The organism is Chromobacterium sp. ATCC 53434 (assembly GCF_002848345.1).
GTDB lineage: Bacteria > Pseudomonadota > Gammaproteobacteria > Burkholderiales > Chromobacteriaceae > Chromobacterium.
This window is the reverse complement of record NZ_CP025429.1, coordinates 1,199,696-1,221,242: the sequence shown is the minus strand read 5'-3', so window position 1 is coordinate 1,221,242 and position 21,547 is coordinate 1,199,696. Positions and strand designations below refer to the sequence as shown.

Below are 21,547 nucleotides of genomic sequence, written 5' to 3'. Positions count from 1 at the left end.
ATTATTTCTGCAGGCGGCGGATACGCTCGGCCGGGGTGATGATATCGGTCAGGCGGATGCCGAACTTGTCGTTGACCACCACCACCTCGCCCTGGGCGATCAGGCAGCCGTTGACCAGCACGTCCATCGGTTCGCCGGCCATGCCGTCCAGCTCCACCACCGAGCCCTGCGCCAGTTGCAGCAGGTTGCGGATGGCGATCTTGGTGCGGCCGAGCTCCACCGTCAGTTGCACCGGGATGTCCAGAATCATGTCGAGATTCGGCGGACCGCCGGTGATGACGCCGGCGCCTATCTCCTGGAACAGCCCCTGGGCCGGCACCGGCTCAGACTCCGCCGGTTGATCCTCCGCGACCTCCTGTTCCGCCATCGCGGCGGCCCAGTCGTCCATCGACACTTCCTCTTCGGCGCCGGCTGCGCCCGCCTGCTGCTCTTCTTCGCTCATTGCTCTTGCTCTCCAGGCGGCTCCATGAACTCATGGGCCCCCGCCAGTATCTTTTCCACCTTCAACGCGTAACGGCCCTGCACGGTGCCGTAACTGGCCTCGAACACCGGGATGCCGGACACGTCGGCCTCCACCCGCTCGGGAATTTCTATCATCACCACATCGCCGTTCTTCAGATTCAGTATCTGCCCCAGCGTCACCTTGGCGTGGGCCAGACTGGCCACCAGCTCCACTTCGGCCGCCTGCACCTGGTGAGTCATCAGATTGACCCAGCGGTTGTCGACCTCGGTGCGGTCGGCCTGCATCGTGCTGGACAGCAGGTCGCGGATCGGTTCCACCATCGAATACGGCAGGCAGATGTGGAAGTCGCCGCCGCCGGCGCCCAGCTCGATGTGGAAAGTCATCGCCACCACCACCTCGGTCGGCGTGGCGATATTGGCGAACTGGGTGTTCATTTCCGAGCGCAGGTAGACGAACTCGATCGGATAGACCGGCTCCCACGCCTTCTGGCATTCGGTGAACACCACCTCCAGCAGCCGGTGGATGATGCGCTGCTCGGTCGGCGTGAAGTCGCGGCCCTCGACCCGCACGTGGTAGCGGCCGTCGCTGCCGAACAGATTGTCGACGATCAGGAACACCAGGTCCGGATCGAAGATCAACAGGCCGGTGCCGCGCATCGGCTTGACATGCACCAGGTTCAGGTTGGTCGGCACCACCAGGTTGCGGATGAATTCGCTGTACTTCTGCACCCGCACCGGACCGACGGAGATTTCGGCGTTGCGGCGCAGGAAGTTGAACAAACCTATGCGCAGATTGCGGGCGAAACGCTCGTTGATGATTTCCAGCGTCGGCATCCGCCCGCGGACGATGCGTTCCTGCCGGCCGATGTCGTAGCCGCGGACCCCCTGGCCATCCTGCCCGCCGTCGTCGTCCTCGTCCTCCCCGGAGACGCCTCGTAATAGCGCGTCTACCTCTTCCTGGGAAAGGATATCGTCGCCCATGGCGCCTATTGCTTCTGAATGATGAAGGAAGTGAAGAGAACGCTGTCGACCACGGGCTCGTCGCCCGCGTCCATCGCTTCATTGATGATCTGCTTGACCTGGGCCTTCAGCTTCACCTTGCCGTCGGCGGAGCTGATTTCAGCGGCGGTCTTCGACGACAGCAGCAGAATCACCGCGCTGCGGATCTTCGGCGCGTAGTCGGTGAATTTCTTCTTGGCCTCCTCGTCGCCGAGCTCGGCCTGCATGTCGATCTGCAGCAGACTGCCGTCGTTGCCGGCCAGATTGACGACGAAGGTGTCCATCTTCTCGAAAATCGGCGGGCCTTCGTGTTTTTTCTTCGGTTTTTCCTTGACCTGCTCGGCTTGCGCCCCTGCCTGAGGCTTGTTCATATTGGTGAACATATAGGCAGCGAGGCCGCCGACCGCGGCCAGCACCAGAATCAGCAGAATGATGACGATCAGCATCAACTTGTTGCCGCCACCGCCCGCCTTTTTTTCCGCCTTTTTATCATCAGACATAAGTTATGACCTGTTCTTTTATCGAGTGCCTAGTGAAATCTTAAACGATTTCCCAAGCTTATTTTCCAGTTTTCTCGGGTCAATGAACAGTGTCAATATCAAAATCGGGTCAGGCGAAGATGCTGAGTATGCCGCGCGCAGCCTTGATCGCGGTCAGCGCGTCGTTGCCGTCGGTTTCGCCAAGGCCTTGTTCCTGACGGCCTTTTCTTTGTTGCTGGGCCTGTTGCTGCTGGCCGGACTGGCCGCTGGACACCTGAGAATCGGTCAGCTGTATGCCGTTGGCCGACATCATGGAACTGAGCCGATGCATATTGTTTTCCAGCGCTTCGCGCGTCGCCGGCACCGCCGCGGTGAACAATACCTGGGCCTGATCGGTGCCGTTCATCTTCAACGTGACCTCGATCGGCCCCAGTTGCGGCGGATTCAACTGGATCTGGGCCTTGTCCATCTTCAGATTGACCATGGACAGCACCTGCTCGCCCAACGCCTTGCCCCAGCTGGGGTCGTTCAGCGTCTGCGGCAGCGTCAGCTGCTGCATGCCGACGCCGGCCGCCTGCTGCTGTTGCGGCTGATTCTGCTGCGGCTGCAACTGCTGCAGCGGCAAGAATTGCGCGACGGTCTGATCCGGGTCCGGCAATTTTTGCTGCTTCTCGCCCTGCCAGTTGAACACTTGCTTGGCCTGCAGCAAGGCGCCGGGATCGATGGCGACGGCGGTCGTCTGCTGGGCCAGCAGATCCTGGCCGAGGGCCTTGACGTCGGTCTGCGGCGTCGTTTGCGTCGGCTGCGGCTGCAGGCTGGCCTGCAGCGCCGCCACCAGCGGCATCGCCAGCGCGGCCTGGACGTCGCCGCCGATCTCGGTCGATTCCGTCTTGCTGGCGGGCTTGTCGTCGGCCGGCTTGCCGTCGCCGCCATCGCCGAGGCCCGGCAACATCGCCCCTACCGCGCTCATCTGCATGCCGAGCAGGCTGGCGAACAGATCGCCGGACGCGCCGCCGCCCGCGCCGGTGGCGGCTCCCGTCGCGGGGCCTGCGGCGCCGGTCGCCGGACTCGCCTTCGCGCTGGGCGTATTGACGATGATGGTCATGATGAAGCCTCGACTGAGTGTGACGCCGTCAATCAAAGCAAGGAGCGTGCCAAGTCAGGCATCGTCGCCGTGGGTCTGGTCCCAGAAACGGCGGGTGGCGAATTCGTCGGTCTGCTTCTGCAGCAGCTTGGCCTCGCGCAGCGCCTCGCGTTCGCATTCCCGCTGCCACAGTTTCTCGTAGGCCTTCAGCTTCTTGTACTCCATCTGCCAGGCCTGGCGCTCCAGCACGAAGCGCTGGGCGCAGCGCTCGAGATCCTGCTGCTGCTGCTCCATCGCGTCGTCCAGCCTGGCGAGGAAACGGCGGAAATCCTGGTACTGGACCACCGACATGCCCTGGCCGCCGCCGGCGACCAGGCGCTGGCGGTATTCGTCGCGAAAGTTTTCCAGCTGCTCCAGCCGCATCCTCGACTGGTTCAGGCTGTTCTGCGCCAGCCCCATCCGCTCGGCGGCCGCCTGCTGGCGTTCGTCGGCCAGCCGGATCAACAGCTGGTATTTGCCGTCGGCCATCGCCTAACCTCAGGCCAGCACGCCGGCCAGCTGCTCGCAGCAGGAGGCGTAGTCGTGCGATTCGTGCATGGGCTGGGTCAGGAAGCCGACCATGGGCAGCTGGCGCCGCATCGCGTCGTCGAGCACCGGATCGGAACCGGCGACGTAGGCGCCGACGCTGATCAGGTCGCGGTTGCGGCGATAGCGCGAATACAGCTGCTTGAAATGGCGTGCCAGGTCGATCTGCGCCTGCGGCACCACGTCCACCATCACCCGGCTGATCGACTGCTCGATGTCTATCGCCGGATAGTGGCCGGACTCGGCCAGATCGCGCGACAAGACGAAGTGGCCGTCCAGGATCGCGCGCGCCGAGTCGGCGATCGGATCCTGCTGATCGTCGCCCTCGGACAGCACGGTGTAGAAGCCGGTGATCGAGCCGCCGCCGGCGCCGCCGTTACCGGCGCGCTCGATCAGCTGCGGCAGCCGGGCGAACACCGACGGCGGATAGCCCTTGGTGACCGGCGGCTCGCCGATGGCCAGCGCGATCTCGCGCTGCGCCATCGCGTAGCGGGTGACCGAATCCATCAGCAGCAGCACGTCCTTGCCCTGGTCGCGGAAATATTCGGCCAGCGCGGTGGCGTAGGCGGCGCCGTGCAGCCGCATCAGCGGCGGCACGTCGGCCGGGGCCGCCACCACCACCGAGCGGGTCCGCCCTTCCTCGCCGAGGATGTTGTCGATGAAGTCCTTCACCTCGCGGCCCCGCTCGCCTATCAGCCCGACCACGACGACGTCGGCGCGAGTGAAGCGGGCCATCATGCCCAACAGCACCGATTTGCCGACGCCGGAGCCGGCGAACAGGCCCAGGCGCTGGCCGCGGCCAACGGTCAGCAGACCGTTGATCGCGCGCACGCCGACATCCAGCACATCGTGCACCGGCGTGCGCTCCAGCGGATTGATCGGTTGGCTGTACAAGGGAAACCAGGCGTCGACATCGATAGGTCCGAGACCGTCCAGCGGACGGCCCAACGCGTCCAGCACGCGGCCCAGCAGGCCGATGCCGACCGGCACCCGGCGGCCGTCCGAACCGGAGGCCGCCGTCGGGCCGCCGACCCTGCCGTACTCCGGCGACGACTGCGACGACATCGGCAGCACCGGCGTTCCCGGCAGCAGGCCGTGCACATTGCTCAGCGGCATCAGGAACACCTTGTCGCCGGAAAAGCCCACCACCTCGGCCTCCACTTCGCGGCCCTCGGGCAAGGCCACGCGACAGGCGCTGCCGACCGGCAACTTGATGCCCACCGCCTCCATCACCATGCCGGTGACGCGCACCAGGCGGCCGCAAGGCTGCCATGGCGCGGCCGCCTCGGCCGCCGCGCCGCAGGCGTCCAGCCAGCGCCGCTGGCGCTCAATCAGATTGTTCATCGCCACTCTCGGCCGCCAGGCCCAGCGCCTTCTCCAAGGCCGCCATCCGGGTATCCAGCGTGATGTCCAGCCGTATCGAGGCGGTGTCGATGATGCAGCCGCCGCGGCGGATCGCCGCGTCCTCTATCCATTGCCACGCCGTCTCCGGCGTCTCCTGCTGCAGGAATTCGCGCGCCGCGGCCAAATCGGCCGGATTGACGCGCAATCGGGCGTTGGCCAGCGTGGCCGGCAGCTCGGCCAAGGCGGCCCGCAGCAGCGGCAACAGGGCCTGCGCATCGCGCTCCAGCTGCTGCTGCGCCAGCTTCTGCGCCAGCCGCCAGGCCAGCTTCAGCACATCGTCGGCCAGCTCCCGCTCGACCCGCGACAACTCGGCGGAAAATTCCGCCGCCATGCCGTCCAGCGCCTGCCACGCCTGCTCCAGCCGGGGCTGCAGTTCGGCGCGCGCATCGACCGAACCCTGCTCGCGCCCGGCCTGCATGCCCTGCTCGAAGCCTTCGGCCCGCCCGGCCTCCAGGCCGGCGTCGTGCCCGGTCTGCCAGGCGTCCTGATGAATGGCCTCGAGTTCGGCCGCGGTCGGATAGCCCAGCGCCGCGCCTTCGTCGGCCGGCGCCTCTTCTTCGGCCTGCTCCGCCAGCGCCTCGGCCTCGGACAGCGGCATCGCGCTCGCCGGCACCGCGTCGGACTCGACGGCGGCGATGCGCTCGGCCAGGCTGACACCGGGACGGCGCATCTGCGTCATCGCGACCAGCTGCGCCGGCGTCAGCGCCTGAGTGAAACCGTCGAGCGAAGCCGGACTCCAGCTGGACCAGCTTTCCAGTTGCTCGCCGGGAATGATGGGATCGTTATTCGATGAGGCCTTCATCGCCACCCTTGCTGCCTAGCACGATCTGTCCGTCGTCGGCGAGCTTGCGCACCACCTTGAGGATTTCCTTCTGCTCGGCTTCCACCTCGGACAGCTTGACCGGCCCCTTGGATTCGAGATCGTCGCGCAGCATTTCCGCCGCGCGTTGCGACATATTGCGGAAGATCTTTTCCTTCAGGTCGGTGCTGGTGCCCTTCAGGGCGATCACCAGCGAATCCGACTGGACTTCGCGCAGGATGGTCTGGATCGAGCGGTCGTCGATGTCCAGCAGGTTCTCGAATACGAACATCTTGTCCTGGATGCGTTGCGCCAGCTCCGGATCGTATTCGCGGATGAAGCCCAGCGCCGACGCCTCGACGTTGCCGCCCATGAAGTTGAGTATCTCGGCGGTCAGGCCGACGCCGCCGGACGCGCTCTTCTTGATCCGGTCCGAACCGGACAGCAGCTGGGTCAGCACATCGTTCAACTCGCGCAACGCCTGCGGCTGCACGCCTTCCAGCGTCGCCGTGCGGATCAGCACCTCGTTGCGCATCCGCTCCGGGAAGAAGGCCAGAATGGAACTGGACAGGTCCGGCTCCAGGTGAACCAGGATGGTGGCGATGATCTGCGGGTGCTCGTGGCGGATCAAGTCCGCCGCCGACGACGGGTCCATCCACTTCAGGCTCTCGATGCCGCTGTGGTCGTTGCCCTGCATGATCTTGTCCAGCAGGTTGGCGGCCTTGTCCGGCCCCAGCGCCTCGATCAGCACATTGCGCAGATACTCGTCGGACGCGCCGATGCTGGCGCGGGCGTCGCACTCCTTGCGGAAGTCGGCCACCACCTCGTCGATCTGCTCGTAGCTGAGGTTGTTGATCGCCGCCATCGCCAGCGAGATCTTCTGCACTTCCTTCGGCCCCAGGTACTTGAACACTTCGACCGCTTCGTTCTGACCAAGGCTGAACAGCAGCACCGCGCTCTTGCGTACTCCGTTGTCACTCATCGGCACTTATCCATTCCTTGATGATCTGGGCCGCCATGCGCGGATCGGATTTCACCAACTCGCGGACGGCTTCCAGATTGCTGCTGTACTGACGCCGCTGCGCTTCACGCGGATCCTCGCCAGCTCCGCCGCCCGGGCCGCCGGCACCACCAGCCCCCCCGCCGGCTCCGGCCATTCCGGCCTCGCCCTCTTCCCCGGCCACGCCCAGCAGCCGGCCTCCCGGACCGATCGCGCCGCCAATGCCGGCCGCGCCCGCGGCGCCGGGGGCCGGAGTCGGCTTGACCAGGTCGCGCATGATGGGGCGCACCACGCCGAACAGCAGATACAGCACCGCGATCGCCAGCAGGCCGTACTTGACCAGGCTGGTCCCGTTGTCGGTGACGTAGTCCATCACCCGTTCCTGCACGGTGACCGGCTGGGCGTTGTCGGCGAAGGCGGCGTTGACCACGTTCAGCGTGTCGCCGCGGCCGTTGTTGTAGCCCATCGCCTCTTTGACGAGATTATTGATCTGCTGCACTTCCTGCGCGGTCAGCGGCGTCGGCTTCATTTCGCCGCTCTTGTCCGGCATGCGGCGATAGTTGACCACCACGGCCGCCGACAGGCGCTTGACCACGCCGACCGGCACCTTGGTGTGCTGTATGGTCTTGTCCACCTCGTAATTGGTGGTGATGTCGCGCTGCAAGGTTCCGTTCGGGCTGACCGCCTGACCGGACAGATTGGCGGTGCCCGGCGCCGCGCCTGGCGGCAGCGTGATCGGCGCCGACGCCGCCGACGGCGGCTGGTTGGACAAGGCGCCCGGCACGCCGCTGGGATTGGCCGCGCCGTTGACCAGCTTCTCGCTGATCTGCTGGCTGCGGGTGGCCGACGGATTCGGACTGGAATTGGGGCGGTAGGTCTCCGCGGTCTGCTCGATCTCGGAGAAATCGACATTGGCCGTCACCTGGGCGCGGGCGTTGCCGTGGCCGAAGATGGGCTCCAGAATGTCTTCGATGCGCTTGACGTAGCCTTCCTCGATCTGGCGCACGAAACCCAGCTGGCGCTGGTCCAGCCCGGAGTTGTCGTCCGGCCCGGTCTGCTTGGACAGCAGATTGCCGTCCTGATCGACGATGGTGACGTTCTTCACCGGCAGGTTCGGCACCGAGCTGGACACCAGGTGCAGGATGCCGGCCACCTGGCCGGCGTCGAGGATGCGGCCCGGATACAGCTGCAGCATCACCGAGGCTGTCGGCGACTGCTGCTCGCGCACGAACACGCTCTGCTTCGGCGTCGCGATGTGGACGCGGGCGCTCTGCACCGACGAAACCGCCTCTATGGTGCGCGCCAGCTCGCCCTCGATCGAACGCTGGTAGTTGACCTGCTCGTTGAACTGGCTGATGCCGAACTTCTGATTGTCCATCAGTTCGAAACCGACGCCGCTGGCCTTGGGCAGGCCCTGGGCCGCCAGCTTCAGACGCACGTCGTACACCTTGTCGGCCGGCACCGAGATCACGCCGCCCTCGCCCAGCAGGTACGGGATGTTCATCTGCTGCAGCGCGGCGGTCACCTGGCCACCGTCACGATCGGCCAGATTGGAGAACAGTATCTTATAGGAAGGGGTGCGATTGAGGACGACGGCGCCGACGACGACGGCGAAAATCGCCGCCAAAGCCGCGAGGAATAGAACTTTTCTGTTGTTTGGCAGCGCCTTGAAGCGGTCACCCGCCTCATTCATTCGCGCGCGCCAGACAGGGGTTGCGTTTTCTTCTGCCAGATCAGCCATACGGTGGTTTTGGATTTAGGTCCGCCGCTGTCTGGTTTCGGAATCCGACAGCGCTAGACTTGGGTATTCATGATTTCCTGATAAGCGCTGACCAGCTTGTTTCGCGCCTGAACCATCGTCTGGAACGACAGGCTGGCCTTTTGCAGCGACACCATCACGTCCTGCAGGTTGACCTCCTTGTTGTCGCCCAGCTGGAACTGCTTCTGCATCTCCTCCGAAGTCTGCTGCGCCGAATTGACCTGCTCGATCGTCGATTTGAGCACGTCGGAAAAGTCGACCTGCGGCGCCTGCTGGGCCGTCGCCTGCGGCTGCTTGCCCGACGCCAGCGCCGCCGCGCTTCTCAGCTCGCCCAGCAATTGGTCGATATTGTTGACTGCCATGGCTACTCCGTGCCATTTCCCTCCGGAACATCCTGGCCAGCCGCTGCAGCGTCTTCATCACGGTATCGCTGCAACTTGTAGCGCAATGTGCGCTCGCTGATGCCCAGTTTCTCGGCCGCCAGCTTCTTCACGCCGCCGACGGTTGCCAATGTTTCCAGAATATGGCGTTTCTCAAGGGTTTTCATGTCGGTTTCATCCGACACCGAACTGTCCGAATCGGACACCGTTCGGGTAAGCTGCCCCACGCCTGAAATATCGCCCAACAATAGGTCGGCGGCAAGAATTTCCGCCCCGGCGGCAAGAATCACCGCCCGCTGCACGACATTATCCAGTTCGCGGATGTTACCCTCCCAACTATAGGCCGTCAAATGACGTTCCGCATCCCTGGAAAACACCAGAGACGCCCGTCCTGCGGCCTCCGCATGTTTTTTAAGCAGGAATCGTGCCAGGGGCAGGATATCATCGGGGCGATCGGCCAGCGCCGGGATGCGCAAGGGGAAAACGTTCAGCCGGAAGTACAGGTCTTCGCGGAACCTGCCGGCCTCGACTTCCGCCTGCAAGGCGCGGTTGGACGTCGCCAGCACCCGGATGTCCAGCCGGATGGTCCGCGTGCTGCCGATGCGCTCGACCTCGCGCTCCTGCAGCACCCGCAGCAGCTTGGCCTGCAGCGGCAGCGGCATCTCGGTCACCTCGTCCAACAGTATCGTGCCGCCCTGCGCCTGCTCGAACTTGCCGGGCAGCGCCTGCGCCGCGCCGGTGAAGGCGCCGCGCTCGTGGCCGAACAGCGTCGACTCCAGCAGATTGTCCGGTATCGCCGCGCAGTTGACCGCGACGAAGGGCCCGGCATGGCGCCGGGAGTGGCGATGGATATAACGCGCCAGCACTTCCTTGCCGGTGCCGCTGGGCCCGCTGATCATCACGCTGGCGTCGCTTTGCGCCACCCGGCCCGCCAGCGCGAACAGCTGCCGCATCGCGGCCGACTCCGCCACCACTTCGCCGCCGTCGTCGCCCGGCATCGCCAGCAGATGCTTTTCCACCTCCGCCAACAGGCTGGGCGGCTCGAACGGCTTCAGCAGATAGTGGGTGGCGCCGGCGCGCAGCAGCGCTATCGCCCGCTCTATCACGCCGTAAGCCGTCATCAGGATGAAGGGCACGCCCGGATAATGCTTCTTCACTTCCTCGAACAGCGCGTAGCCGTCCATCGGCGCCATCTGGGCGTCGGAAATGATCAGGCCGACCGGCTCCTGCTTCAGGCGTTGCAGCGCCTGGGTGCCATCGGCGGCCTCCAGCGTCGGATAGCCCGACAGGGAAAGGGTGTCGACGATGGCCTCGCGCAGATCGGCATCATCCTCGACCACCAGAATCGGTAGAAACTTCATGAGATCCAGGGTTTCAGGTTCTAAACGGACGGCTGGCGCTGATGCGCCAGCGTCACCAGTCGCTGGGCGATGCTGGTCAACGCCAGCACCTCGTGGGCGGCGCCCAGCGCGATCGCCTCCTTGGGCATGCCGAACACCACGCAGCTGGCCTCGTCCTGGGCGATGTTCCAGGCGCCGGCCTGCTTCAACTCCAGCATGCCATTGGCGCCGTCCCGCCCCATGCCGGTCAGGATGAGGCCTATGCTGTTCTTGCCGACCAGATTGGCCGCCGAGCGGAACAGCACGTCCACCGAAGGCCGGTGCCGGTTCACCGCCGGCCCGGCGTTCAAGGAGGTGCTGTAGCCTATCGTCGGCGCGCTCTTGATCAATAGATGGGAATGGCCGGGCGCGATATAGACGGTGCCGGCCTGCAGCCTTTCGTTGTCTTCCGCCTCCTTCACCCGCAAGCGGCACAGCGAGTCCAGCCGCTGCGCGAACGAATGGGTGAACATTTCCGGCATGTGCTGCGCCACCAGGATAGGCGGCATCGACGCCGGCAACGCCGTCAACAGGGTCCGCAGCGCCTCGGTGCCGCCGGTGGACGAGCCGATGACGATCACGGTCTGGCTGGCCAGCGGCGTCTTGCCCGGCTGGCGCGGCAATATCACGTCCGCGCTGAGACTGGGAACGATCTCCAGCGGGGCTTTGTTCGCTCGCTCGCGCGAAGTCAGGGCCATCTATTTACCTTGCAGCAGGGTCCGCCCGTGCCGGCGACAGCCCATTTCGCGGCGCCGGCCTTGTCCAGGCTTGACGGGGTTGTTTCAGGTAGCTTAGCAGGAGAAGTCGGGCCCGGTCAGCCCAGCCGCGCCGCGATGCGTTTCAGCCAGCCGTCGCAGCCGGCCTCCAGCAGGTCGAGCACGGTTTCGAAACCCCGCCCGCCGCCGTAATACGGATCCGGCACCTCCCGCCCCTCGCCTAGCGGCTCCAACATCAGGTGCAACCGCTCGATCAATTTATCGGGACAGCGCTGGCGCAAGTCGGACAGATTGCGGGCGTCTGCCGCCAGGATCAGATCGAAGCCGGCGAAATCGGCGTCGGCCACCATGCGCGCGCGCAGCGGCGCCAGATCGTAGCCGCGCCGGGCGGCCGCCTGCTCGCTGCGCTCGTCGGGCGCCTCGCCGACATGGTAACCATGGGTGCCGGCCGAATCGACACGGACCCTGTCCCCCAGGCCGGCATGCGCCAGCTTGGCCCGCATCACGCCCTCGGCGGTGGGAGAACGGCAGATATTGCCGTGGCAGACGAACAAAACTGATAGTTCATTCATAATAATCAATGCCTTATGAGTTATTTCTCCAGGTTTTTAGACTCAAAAAAGCTTAAACCTGCACAAAGCATTACAAATAGATCAATAACTTACGTGCGAATATTGACATGAAATTCATTTCAAAACCACTCTTTCAGAGTGCGACGAGATGGGAAAAATTTCCATTACCCCACTCTTCTACTTTGAAAAATAGAGGCCTAGAACGGCTACATCCGAATATTGCTTACACCCACCTTCGCCAATTTCAAAAACATTTTTTACCACTCTTCTCTGCCGGCCGCCGCCTGAACCGAACACCTCCGGCATGATCAGCATGCCCCCGCGAGAAACTAGCATCAATATCAATGAGCGACCGCTCCGCAGTTCCTTTCGGATGGCTGTGCCAGATGCCGACAGCGTGGCCCAGCGACTCGGCCGCCGCCCAGCCGGCCGGATCGGTCTGGAAGAAGTGGGCCGGCTCGACCGCGACATTGCGGCAGCGATAGACACGGCCCGACTCCAGCACCAGGCCGCAGGCTTCATGCTCGCCGGCCTGCTCGGCATCGCGGCGATTTGTTCCGATGTTACAGCCATTGTGTTTGCCCATAAAAAAAAGACCGCAATTGCGGTCTTTATATCTATTTAGCTGACAATTCACTCCTGCCTCCGACAAAACAAGTCAATTTCATTCCCAAACAACGCCCCACTCAATCTGATAACTACTTACCCATCAAAGGCTTTAATGCCTCTCCCCTTAGCTTATAGCTTTGCATAAGCTGGTCATGTCCAAATCTCAGCATTTTATCCATATGCTCATCATAGTTAGAGCTTTTCTCTTCCGAAACAAATTTGCACTCAAGTAGCCGCATATTCAACCATTGCTGCAGTGCCATTCCACCCATGGTATTAAGGCTTGTCACCTGCTGAGCTACCGAGTTAGCAACATTGACACAAGCACTATATTTACTTAATGCAGCGGCATCCATTCCTGAAGCTCTCGAAGAAGTCGAAACCACTAGCAAAACCACTCCAAACAACACACACCTCATTACAAATCCTTTTCACAGCATCTAAAACAAAGCCCCCCTATGGGGGGCCAAAGCATCAGAACTTGTAGCTATTAATCCGGCAGTCAAATACCGTACAGAAAGCTCATGCCGCGTAGCGGATTTTTTCATGCCGGAAGTACGACCGGATTCTGGCCGGCTGCTTCTGCAATGAGCGTAAATGGGACAGCACTTTCCCTTGAAGTTGACCGTCTGATCGAACCGGCTCACCTGCGCTCATTCTGGCCTTCAGGTCGCCGTTCAAGTATTCATCCGGGTTCAGTTCCGGTGAGTAGCTGGGCAGGAAGAACAACTCAATCGCCTTCTTGTTCTCTTCCTCCTCCAACCATGCTTGCACCAGCTTGCTGTGATGCACGCGCAAGTTGTCGAGGATCAAGAACACCTTCTTGCCGCCAGCATCACGGATCAGCCGCATCAGAAACTTGATCAGCACCCGGGCCGTCAAGGTCTCCCGGTACAGCATGAAGCGCATCTTGCCTTGGTTGGTAATGGCCGAAATCAAGTTGATGCGCGCTCTTTTCGATTGGGATAACACCAGAACTGGGGTTTGGCCTTTTGGGGCGTAGCCACGCGGAAAGTGCTCAACACTCGACACCGCCGATTCGTCGCCCCAGCTGATTTCAGCCATTTCCGCTTTGGCACGCGCGACGATAGCCGGGTATTCCTCCTTGAGCCATTTCTCGACTGCTGCCGGTCGCTGCTCATAAGCGCGTTTGAGCGGGCGCTGCGGCGTAAAGCCCCAGCGGGCCAAGTACAGACGGACAGTACGGATCGGCAGATCGATCAGAAACATCTGCTTGATTACAGCCTTGACCGCCTGAGCACTCCACAGGGCAAACCTCAGCTTCATCTGGTCTGGCGTGCGATCCACGATGTCCTGCTTGATCCGGGCTTCCTGCGCCTCGGTCAGCCGACGGCCGGTGCCTTCGGCGCGACCGCGCTTCTGTTCTTTGAATCCCTGCGCACCTAGTGCTGCCTCACGCACCACCCAGGCGGAAATGGTGGGGCGGCGCAGCCCGAGTTCTTCGGCAATACTGGCTTGAGACCGGCCTCGCTTGTACATCCGGATAGCGGTACGCCTCAGCTGCTCACGGGCGGCCAGTTCAAGCTTGCGCACATCGATTTTTTCCATGCCGGAAGTATACAATCTGTACGGATTATTACTGCCGGATTAATAACACCAACCTTGAATAGGTTAGTGCCAGAAGTCAGCTTATTGCCGTCATCACCTTTAACCGCATTTGCGATGTGCTCATACTCACCGCGCAAAGCCAAATTTTTGGTAATGGCATAGCTAGCCCCAATGCCCAAGCCAGGCTTTACTTCGCTATCTTTTTCGCCGTTACCCTTGGCGTGCACATTGTTAAGACTTACCTTACCAAAGACCTCCACAGCATCTGACACCGGCAGGATGCCAACAAAAGCCAGACGCTCAGCTTGCAGCTTAACCGATTCGTTGGTCGTGCCGCCGTTCTCGTCGCCAACTGTCGCTTGCATCTTACCGAGGTTGATATATGACAATTCCGTCGCAAAGTACGAGCCGAAACGGTAGCCGGCACCGACTTCCCATCCTCCACCGGCTGCCTTGCCCTCTTTGACGTTCTCAGAGTCTTTTATCTTATCGGTGTTGTACCCCAAATTGCCAAAGACATATGCACCACTTTCGGCCGCGTGTGCGGTAACTGCAGACATAGCCAATACGGATGCAATGATTAGTTTTTTCATTTTTAAATCAATTAATTGTTAGTGGGGAGGTCATTTTCCACAAAACAATTCAAACGTATGTTTTCCTTCCGTAGGCCGGCAGAGCAAGTTCCGTAACAGTATGTAAACACATACTTACATAGATACTTTAACATTAAGGAAATATTAAAAATTTCAATTTCATATGGAAATTCAAGGAATTAGAGCAATTCACCCATATCGCCGCATACCAGCCCCCCCATAGTTCGCCAGCTTGCCCCGGACACGGCAGGAGGCCAGCCGCTTACCGCATTTGTCCAAACGCGGGTCCGTCACCGATTATTCCCGCGCGTCGAACATCGCCGCGCCTTGATGGACACAATGCGCGCCCCGATAGACGACATGCGCCGGACAACACCGGGTCACCAGCACGCCTGGCGCGCGCTTGCCTGCCAGGTCCAGCCGGCTCCTAAGCTCGAACGTGATTGCATCGCCATTGTCGGCCTCGCGGCGGTCGATCAGCCACGTTTCCTCCGGGTACCTCTCCGCGAAGCCGGCCAGTTCGCCACCTTGGCAAAACTTGGCATGCGTCACCCGCCGCCGCAGCGACCAGCCAACTAGGCCCTGATACTGCATCACCAGCGCGGTGAAGACCCCCCGCACCTCCCGCCGGCCACAGAAACCCCAGCGCCCTGACGCCTTGCCAAACGCAGGCTTCGCGATCCGCGGAATCATCCGCGCGGCGCTATCGCTCAAACAATGAGGCCAAATTACCAGGCCGTAGCCACCGCGACCAAGCTCTCCGCCGCTGCCAACGATATCAGATGGCAAACCGGTTCACCTCGACAGACCGTCGAAACAGGCAAGTCAATTTACGCTAACGGGCTTAAGAGCCTCTAACAAAACCTCGCAGAGAACCTGAGCCAAGGCGCGCCGACGCAGGCAGTACCAGTCGTACGACAAGGAGGCGCAACGCAGGATCAGGGGTTTTGTTAGCTGGCCTAAGTAATTCTACAGAAAGCCCATTGACTTAATACCTCCGCCATCATTGCCGACCAAATTAAATCGCTTCACATTCGCGAATGCATAGGCGCACTATTCTCACCCAGTATCTCTGAAAGCCAATCATAAACATGTTTACGTAACCTCGAATTATCCGACATCAAAATTGACATTCAACCCAACCTGTCCTTTCGCACAGCGTTGTTTGATTTTTTTAATCTAAGCTTAGCTGGCGTCTAGGCGGTCATTATCGCTGGACGATGCATTAAGCAATGCCGATCCTAACTTCCATATCCATTTATTCAGGAGAATTTCATGGCCCCGAACCCGCAACCGGTCACTCAAGTCCGTATTTTCCCCTACATTCCGGATTCGCATATCATCGTGCCTCCGGTATTTGTCAGCGGCGCCGGCACTTACGCTGTCGGCACGCTGGGCATGAATGTTTTTTACAATCTGGATATGAATTCGGGCGAAGCGCAAAATGGCGGCCCGCAAGCCGGCAGCAAATACTACGCCATCGGCAAGACCTCGGAGGGCAAGGAGTTCACCACCACTTGGCTGACTTGCCTCAAGGGCGGCCCTACCCCTCAGTTCGGCCGTACCATCACCCACGGACGTCGCGCCTCCACGGCCGCCCCGACCGCCTCGGACCACGCCGTCTCGACCGCCTCGGGCTTTAACGAGGACATCGCGATCTCCCACCAGGTCCATATGGAAGATGTCGTCATCAACGCCTACATCCATCCGACCGAACCGCTGATGCTTCCGCTGATCGCCGATGGCAAGGGCATTGCCTCCTACGTCCCGCACGGATCGTGGTCGATCACCGTCACCGGCGGCGAACGCGTGAATCCGCTGCAGGTCGGCATGCGCGTTACCGCCCACGGCACCAATGTCGCCACCGGGAAACCGTTCTTCATCCCGGCCGTCCTCGTCACCGAAAGCACCACGGAGCCCGCCGTGTTTATCGAGGGCTACAGGCCGCCGCGCGAACTGTAATCGATGACGGCTGACGATGGCCGATTCGAGGCGGACCGGACATCGCCGATTCAAAAACATGGCCCTGGCAACAGGGCCATTTTTATTCCGGAGACGATGATCCCGCTGCGACAAGCCACCCCAGCCCATGCAAAACCAGGCAGCCTCTCAAAATATCCCCCGCCGGCCTCCCCTTGCTCAAGCGCGGCACCCGCGACGGCGGCGCCTTGCCGCCAGTTTTCATTAAAAACAAGCAGGCAAAAACATCAAGCATTGACAATCCCTCTCGACAGCGACAACTCAAAAGCGAAATATTCCCAACGCATTCCACAGCGTTTAAGCCAATATCAAGCGCACTAAAATCCTCGCCCTTCTCAATATTGCCGCCACATCCTCAAACAAACAGGACGGGAGTCATCCATTCACAGATAAGTGAAGAAGATAAATTCCAAACCATTCATTGATTACGCAAACCATCCATGCAAATTCAATCGGTGAATATTACAGCCATCCTTTCGACCATAAACAGGGCATTTATTCGAAAATCGGGAAAGCATATCTTGACCGTGGCAAAGCGGGAAAATATCATCGCTCTGCCATGTATCTCGCCATCGCATCGAAACGCGTATTCGAATAAATAGCGAATTACATTGCATCAATGCCGTAGCTGTTCTCGTCAATCCATTTCGAAGGAGTAGCAATATGGCAAATACCCTCCTCCCCAATCAATTCCTCGGCATCAACCAATTTCTGATGTCGACCAACGGCGCCTACCAGATGATTCTGCAGAGCGACGGCAATCTGGTGCTGTACCGGATGGCCAATCACCATGCGCTGTGGGCGTCGAACACCAATGGCAAGGACGCGATGCGCGCCATCATGCAAACCGACGGCAATTTCGTGCTGTACGACTTCCATGGCAAGCCGCTGTGGGCCAGCGGCACCAATGGCAAACCGCGTTCCTTCATCACGATGCAGGATGACGGCAATCTGGTGATGTACGAACCCAAGGTTCCGGTCTGGGCGTCCAACACCGCGCAATAAGCGCGAACGCGGCCGCGGCGCCCGCCGCGGCCTCGAGCACCTGCCCGTCAAAAACCCAACCAAGCTAAGCCCGACTCGCCGCCTCGGCCACCCGCTGCAGTTCTCCCCTCATGTCCAACACTAGCCGCCACAGACTTTCCGCCGCCGGCGACAGCGTGCGGTTTCGGCGCCGTATCAGCACGATGCGGCGGCTGGCGCGCGGCGACAGCGGCTTCGCCAGCAACCCGCAATCGGCCGGCAACGGCATCGCCAGCCCGGGCGTCACGCTGACGCCTATGCCGGCCGCCACCATGCGGAACACCGAGTTAGAATGACCGAGCTGCTGCGCCACCGGACAGTCCAGGCCGTGCCGCCGCAGCAGCTGGTCTATCAGCGGCCGGCTACCGGAGCTGCCGTCCAGCAAGACCAGCGGCTCGCCGTCCAGTTGCCGCCACGCCACCTCCGGCGGCGCGGCCAACCGGTGATCGGCGCGGCACACCAGCCAAAAATCGTCGATCAGCACCGTTTCCTGCTCCAGATCCTCGCCCGGCTCCGGCTCCACCACCAGGCCGAAGTCGACGGCGCCATCGCGGACCGCCTCGACATTGAGGCGCTGCACCTGGTCCTGCAGATGCAGGCTCAGCTGCGGATAGCGGGCGCGGCTGGCGGCGATGATTGCCGGCATCAGGCTGGCCGACAGCGTCGGGCTGCTGGCGACGTGCACGCTGCCCATCGCCTGCCCGCCCTCCTTGCGCGCCGTCGCCAGTACCTCGTCCAGTTCGTCCAGCGCGCGTGCCAGCTTGGGCAGCAGCCGGCGCCCGGCGGCGGTCGGTACCACCTCGCGGGTGGTGCGGTCCAGCAGCCTCAGCGCCAGCGCCTCTTCCAGCTCCCGCACCGCGCGGCTGACCGCCGGCTGCGTCAATCCCAGTTCGTCGCCGGCCCGGCTGAAACCGCCGTGCTCGGCGACCTTGCGGAACACCCGCAATTGCCGCAGCGTGTAATTCATAAATTTAACTCATCAATTGATCATATAAATGCATTTGTATTCTTAATTGAGCTACGCTTCAATATGGGCATCGATATATTCGCCCCACCGGACCACCGATGCCCAAACTGCTGGATTCGTTCACCCTCGCGCTGATCGCCACCGTCGCGCTGGCCAGCCTGCTGCCCTGCTCCGGCGAGGCCGCGCAGATTTTCAACCTGGCCACCAATCTGGCGATCGGCCTGCTGTTCTTCCTGCACGGCGCCAAGCTGTCGCGCGAGGCGGTGCTGGCCGGCATCGGCCACTGGCGGCTGCATCTGACGGTGCTGGCCTGCACCTTCGGACTGTTCCCGCTGCTGGGCCTGCTGCTCAGGCCGGCGCTGACGCCGCTGGTGACGCCGGAGCTGTATCTGGGCGTGCTCTACCTGTGCATGCTGCCGTCCACCGTCCAGTCGTCGATCGCCTTCACCTCGATGGCGCAAGGCAATGTGCCGGCCGCCATCTGCAGCGCCACCGCGTCCAATCTGCTGGGCATCTTCATCACGCCGCTGCTGGTCGGCTGGCTGGTAATCGACCACGGCAGCGCGGCGCAACAGATGGGCTCGGCGCTGGACATCGTCTACCAGCTGCTGCTGCCCTTCGTCGCCGGCCAGATCGCCCGACGCTGGATAGGCGGCTGGGTCGACAAACACAAGGGCTTGCTGAAATACGTCGACCAGGGCTCCATCCTGATGGTGGTGTACACCGCATTCAGCGCGGCGGTGATCAGCGGGCTGTGGCGGCAGACGCCGCCGGCGGCGCTGGCCGGCCTGCTGGCCGTGGACGGCATCCTGCTGGCGCTGCTGCTGGCGCTGACCTCGCTGGCCGGCCGCAGACTGGGTTTCACGCGCGAGGACCGGATCACCATATTGTTCTGCGGCTCGAAGAAAAGCCTGGCCAGCGGCGTGCCGATGGCCAAGGTGCTGTTCGCCGGCCATGCGATCGGCGCCATCGTGCTGCCGCTGATGTTGTTCCACCAGATCCAGCTGATGGTGTGCGCGATGCTGGCGCAACGCTATCGCCGCCGGCTGCCGCGCCCGGCGCAAGCCTGATCGGCGCCGGCCGACCCGCGCCTCCCGCTGTTTATACGCCGCCCCTCGATGGCCGAGCGCCAGGCCGCCCGGGGCGCGCGTCCACATCAAGCCGCTTGCGATCCCCACGTTTCCCGCCAGGAACGATCAGCCGGCGCATAGTCGATATGCGTACCGTCCGCGAACTTGCCGCGCTCACGCCGCTCAAACGGCGAACACCGGCCGCGTCGCGCGCGGACCGCGCGTGAAACGCCAGGGACGCCGCCTTCGCCGGCAAACGCCCCGCCCCGCAACTTCCGTCATATCGAAATCGATGAGCCAGCCCCACCGTTCCATCTGCCTCGAACTCAGTCCGCCCTATCTCGTCGACGGCGCGCCCGCGCGCTTTCAATCGCTGTGGCTGCTGGCCCGGCTTTACTACGCCGGCCAGTATGAGGACGGCGTTCTGCCCGCCGCCGCGCTGCGGCTGCGGTTTCCTGGTAACCACGCCATCCGCATGCTGGTCTCGCGCGCCTTCGCCGACTTCGCCCGCTGGGGCGTCGAGGCCGGATGGGGGCCGCCGGAACCGACGCCGGTCGCGCTGCTGAACCCAGCCGGACGCAGCCGCGGCCCGTTCTGGCTGCCGGCGGCCAGCCACCAGCGGCTGAGCCTGCTGGTCAACGGCCGGCCGGCGGAACGCGGCGAGCTGGAGAGATTTCTCGGCCTTCGGCCCGAGGCGCCCGCCGCCGACGGCAGCCCGCTGGATGAATTGATGCAGGATCTGGACTACTGGAGCCAGCTGACCCAGGCGATGCGCGACGAGCGCGACGGCCGGGGCCGGCTGGCCGGACGCCAGGCCGCCGCCGCTTTCCACGCCGCCAGCGAGACCGCCCACAACGATTTCCAGCACGCGCTGGCGCTGGTGAAGGAAAGCCTGGCCTGGCGGCGCAGCGCCCAACTGGACGACAGCAGAATGGCGCTGAAAAAACTGGGGCGGGCCCTGGCCGGCAGCCGCTTCGACAGCGCGCAGCCGACCTTCGCCGCGATGGCCCGAATCGCGGAGGCCTGGGACTGCTACGCCCGCGGCGAGGCCCCGGCCGCCGAAGCCTGCCTCGCCCAGCTGCATGCTTCGCCGGAACTGCAGCCGGTATTCCGCTACAACCCCCGCGTGCGTTTCGAATGCCTGAACCTGAGCGCGCTGCTGCACAAGCAGGCGGCGCTCGGCGACGGCAGCCCGAAACGGGCGCAGGCGGCACTGCAGGCGCTGGCCGGCGCGCTGGAGGCGGCCTACGAGGCCGATTCGATAGACTCGGCCCAACATGTCGCGGCCAATATCGGCTGGTGCCTGTGGCTGTTCTGGCAACAGCGGCTGATAGACGGCGAACGCGCGCAGGCGACGGAAACCATGCAGCGTCAGGCAATACGCTGGCTGGGCTTGTCGGAATGGATTTGCGACCGTTTCGGCGGCGGCAACGGCTCGGCCTGGAACACCGTCTTCCTGCTGCGCATCGCCCGCGGAAACTGCTCGACGGCCCTGCATCCGACGCTGCGCGGCTTCCGCGCCCAACGCCCGCTGCCGCCCGCGCAACTGGAGCGCATTCTCCGGCTCAGTCCGCCGCCGTTTTCCGCCGCCAAGGGCGATAGCGGCTGGGCCATGCTGGCGGCGTTGACGCTGGAGGAGCACGACCAGGCCCGGCTGCCGTTGACGCCGCTGCAGCTGGCCAATCTGCTGCTGGAGACGCTGTGGTTCCAGGCCTGGGAGCAGGGCGTCAGCCACGAGGCCTGCGGCAGCGCCGCGCGACTGCTGCAATTGCTGCCGCAGCTGCGGCGCAACGAGCGCAGCTTCTTCCGCGCCGAGCTGGCCGCGCTGCCGCAGGAATTGCTGGAGATTTGAAAAGGCGCTGAAACCGGTGATTTGAAACCGGCAAACAAAAACCCCGCGGCGTCGCTGCGGGGTTGACGGACAGAACGGCCTTGCCGGCTTAGAGCCGCTAACAAAACCTCGCAGAGAACCTGAGCCAAGGCGCGCCGACGCAGGCAGTACAGAAAGTACGACAAGGAGGCGCAACGCAGGATCAGGGGTTTTGTCAGCGGGTCTTAGAACTTGTTCACGATCTTTTTGCGGCAGCGGCCACCTCTGCCGGATGCCGGGCGCGGAAA

At 62.7% G+C, this 21,547-nt stretch carries 24 protein-coding genes; 5 read left to right on the top strand and 19 right to left on the bottom strand.

Annotation, left to right across the window (positions count from 1 at the left end):
* Position 1: 1 nt before the first annotated feature.
* From fliN to CXB49_RS05755, 18 genes are all read right to left on the bottom strand, one after another.
* Positions 2 to 442 carry a flagellar motor switch protein FliN gene (gene fliN / locus CXB49_RS05835; RefSeq protein WP_101707523.1) on the bottom strand — a complete coding sequence of 147 codons (441 nt, stop codon included), beginning with the start codon at positions 440 to 442 and terminating at the stop codon, positions 2 to 4.
* Positions 439 to 1,443, bottom strand: a complete 1,005-nt coding sequence (gene fliM, locus CXB49_RS05830) for a flagellar motor switch protein FliM (protein WP_101707522.1) — start codon at positions 1,441 to 1,443, stop codon at positions 439 to 441. Before fliM ends, fliN begins: the two co-directional genes overlap by 4 nt.
* Before the next feature lie 5 nt (positions 1,444 to 1,448).
* Entirely contained in the window at positions 1,449 to 1,961 is a 513-nt protein-coding gene (locus tag CXB49_RS05825; RefSeq protein WP_101707521.1) for a flagellar basal body-associated FliL family protein, read from the bottom strand.
* A 109-nt stretch (positions 1,962 to 2,070) separates the two neighbouring features.
* Positions 2,071 to 3,045, bottom strand: coding sequence for a flagellar hook-length control protein FliK (locus CXB49_RS05820; RefSeq protein ID WP_101707520.1), 975 nt, complete (start codon positions 3,043 to 3,045; stop codon positions 2,071 to 2,073).
* 54 nt (positions 3,046 to 3,099) lie between these two features.
* Entirely contained in the window at positions 3,100 to 3,552 is a 453-nt protein-coding gene (gene fliJ / locus CXB49_RS05815; protein WP_101707519.1) for a flagellar export protein FliJ, read from the bottom strand.
* Positions 3,553 to 3,561: 9 nt separating this feature from the next.
* The gene (fliI, locus tag CXB49_RS05810) at positions 3,562 to 4,953 is read right to left on the bottom strand and encodes a flagellar protein export ATPase FliI (RefSeq protein WP_101707518.1); all 1,392 of its coding nucleotides are present in this window, start codon (positions 4,951 to 4,953) and stop codon (positions 3,562 to 3,564) included.
* Positions 4,937 to 5,815, bottom strand: coding sequence for a FliH/SctL family protein (locus CXB49_RS05805; RefSeq protein ID WP_101707517.1), 879 nt, complete (start codon positions 5,813 to 5,815; stop codon positions 4,937 to 4,939). Before CXB49_RS05805 ends, fliI begins: the two co-directional genes overlap by 17 nt.
* Positions 5,796 to 6,794 (bottom strand): flagellar motor switch protein FliG, encoded by a 999-nt coding sequence (gene fliG / locus CXB49_RS05800; protein ID WP_101707516.1) that lies wholly within the window; start codon positions 6,792 to 6,794, stop codon positions 5,796 to 5,798. Before fliG ends, CXB49_RS05805 begins: the two co-directional genes overlap by 20 nt.
* Positions 6,787 to 8,505 carry a flagellar basal-body MS-ring/collar protein FliF gene (gene fliF, locus CXB49_RS05795; protein WP_233492952.1) on the bottom strand — a complete coding sequence of 573 codons (1,719 nt, stop codon included), beginning with the start codon at positions 8,503 to 8,505 and terminating at the stop codon, positions 6,787 to 6,789. The genes fliG and fliF overlap by 8 nt, the downstream gene beginning before the upstream one ends.
* 101 nt (positions 8,506 to 8,606) lie before the next feature.
* Entirely contained in the window at positions 8,607 to 8,933 is a 327-nt protein-coding gene (gene fliE / locus CXB49_RS05790; protein WP_101707514.1) for a flagellar hook-basal body complex protein FliE, read from the bottom strand.
* Positions 8,934 to 8,935: 2 nt separating this feature from the next.
* Complete coding sequence (locus tag CXB49_RS05785; protein WP_101707513.1) at positions 8,936 to 10,312, bottom strand: sigma-54 dependent transcriptional regulator; 1,377 nt, start codon at positions 10,310 to 10,312, stop codon at positions 8,936 to 8,938.
* Between the two features lie 20 nt (positions 10,313 to 10,332).
* Positions 10,333 to 11,028 (bottom strand): chemotaxis protein CheB, encoded by a 696-nt coding sequence (locus CXB49_RS05780; RefSeq protein ID WP_101707512.1) that lies wholly within the window; start codon positions 11,026 to 11,028, stop codon positions 10,333 to 10,335.
* A gap of 116 nt (positions 11,029 to 11,144) precedes the next feature.
* Positions 11,145 to 11,618 (bottom strand): low molecular weight protein-tyrosine-phosphatase, encoded by a 474-nt coding sequence (locus CXB49_RS05775; protein ID WP_101707511.1) that lies wholly within the window; start codon positions 11,616 to 11,618, stop codon positions 11,145 to 11,147.
* A gap of 244 nt (positions 11,619 to 11,862) precedes the next feature.
* Positions 11,863 to 12,255, bottom strand: coding sequence for a Mov34/MPN/PAD-1 family protein (locus tag CXB49_RS05770; RefSeq protein WP_158300629.1), 393 nt, complete (start codon positions 12,253 to 12,255; stop codon positions 11,863 to 11,865).
* 61 nt (positions 12,256 to 12,316) lie between these two features.
* A complete protein-coding gene (locus CXB49_RS23240; RefSeq protein ID WP_158300628.1) occupies positions 12,317 to 12,583 on the bottom strand; it encodes a hypothetical protein in 267 nt (88 codons plus the stop codon).
* 166 nt (positions 12,584 to 12,749) lie between these two features.
* A complete protein-coding gene (locus tag CXB49_RS05765; RefSeq protein ID WP_101706528.1) occupies positions 12,750 to 13,796 on the bottom strand; it encodes an IS630 family transposase in 1,047 nt (348 codons plus the stop codon).
* A complete protein-coding gene (locus CXB49_RS05760) occupies positions 13,745 to 14,389 on the bottom strand; it encodes a porin family protein (RefSeq protein WP_101707509.1) in 645 nt (214 codons plus the stop codon). Before CXB49_RS05760 ends, CXB49_RS05765 begins: the two co-directional genes overlap by 52 nt.
* 297 nt (positions 14,390 to 14,686) lie before the next feature.
* Positions 14,687 to 15,103, bottom strand: a complete 417-nt coding sequence (locus CXB49_RS05755; protein ID WP_158300627.1) for a hypothetical protein — start codon at positions 15,101 to 15,103, stop codon at positions 14,687 to 14,689.
* A 561-nt stretch (positions 15,104 to 15,664) separates the two neighbouring features.
* Between CXB49_RS05755 and CXB49_RS05750 the strand changes: the two genes are divergently transcribed.
* The 3 genes from CXB49_RS05750 to CXB49_RS05745 all read left to right on the top strand — a co-directional run bounded on the left by CXB49_RS05750 (position 15,665) and on the right by CXB49_RS05745 (position 17,374).
* Positions 15,665 to 16,351 carry a hypothetical protein gene (locus CXB49_RS05750; RefSeq protein ID WP_101707507.1) on the top strand — a complete coding sequence of 229 codons (687 nt, stop codon included), beginning with the start codon at positions 15,665 to 15,667 and terminating at the stop codon, positions 16,349 to 16,351.
* A 3-nt stretch (positions 16,352 to 16,354) separates the two neighbouring features.
* Positions 16,355 to 16,690 (top strand): hypothetical protein, encoded by a 336-nt coding sequence (locus CXB49_RS23235; protein WP_158300626.1) that lies wholly within the window; start codon positions 16,355 to 16,357, stop codon positions 16,688 to 16,690.
* Positions 16,691 to 17,032: 342 nt separating this feature from the next.
* Positions 17,033 to 17,374, top strand: a complete 342-nt coding sequence (locus CXB49_RS05745) for a lectin (RefSeq protein WP_101707506.1) — start codon at positions 17,033 to 17,035, stop codon at positions 17,372 to 17,374.
* Positions 17,375 to 17,438: 64 nt separating this feature from the next.
* Here the strand turns inward: CXB49_RS05745 and CXB49_RS05740 are convergent, their stop codons facing one another.
* Entirely contained in the window at positions 17,439 to 18,359 is a 921-nt protein-coding gene (locus tag CXB49_RS05740; RefSeq protein ID WP_101707505.1) for a LysR family transcriptional regulator, read from the bottom strand.
* Positions 18,360 to 18,457: 98 nt separating this feature from the next.
* Between CXB49_RS05740 and CXB49_RS05735 the strand changes: the two genes are divergently transcribed.
* Both CXB49_RS05735 and CXB49_RS05730 read left to right on the top strand, forming a co-directional pair.
* Positions 18,458 to 19,429: a bile acid:sodium symporter family protein gene (locus tag CXB49_RS05735; protein ID WP_101707504.1), complete on the top strand. Its 972-nt coding sequence runs from the start codon at positions 18,458 to 18,460 to the stop codon at positions 19,427 to 19,429.
* A 292-nt stretch (positions 19,430 to 19,721) separates the two neighbouring features.
* Positions 19,722 to 21,281: a hypothetical protein gene (locus tag CXB49_RS05730; RefSeq protein ID WP_101707503.1), complete on the top strand. Its 1,560-nt coding sequence runs from the start codon at positions 19,722 to 19,724 to the stop codon at positions 21,279 to 21,281.
* The last annotated feature ends 266 nt before the right edge of the window (positions 21,282 to 21,547 follow it).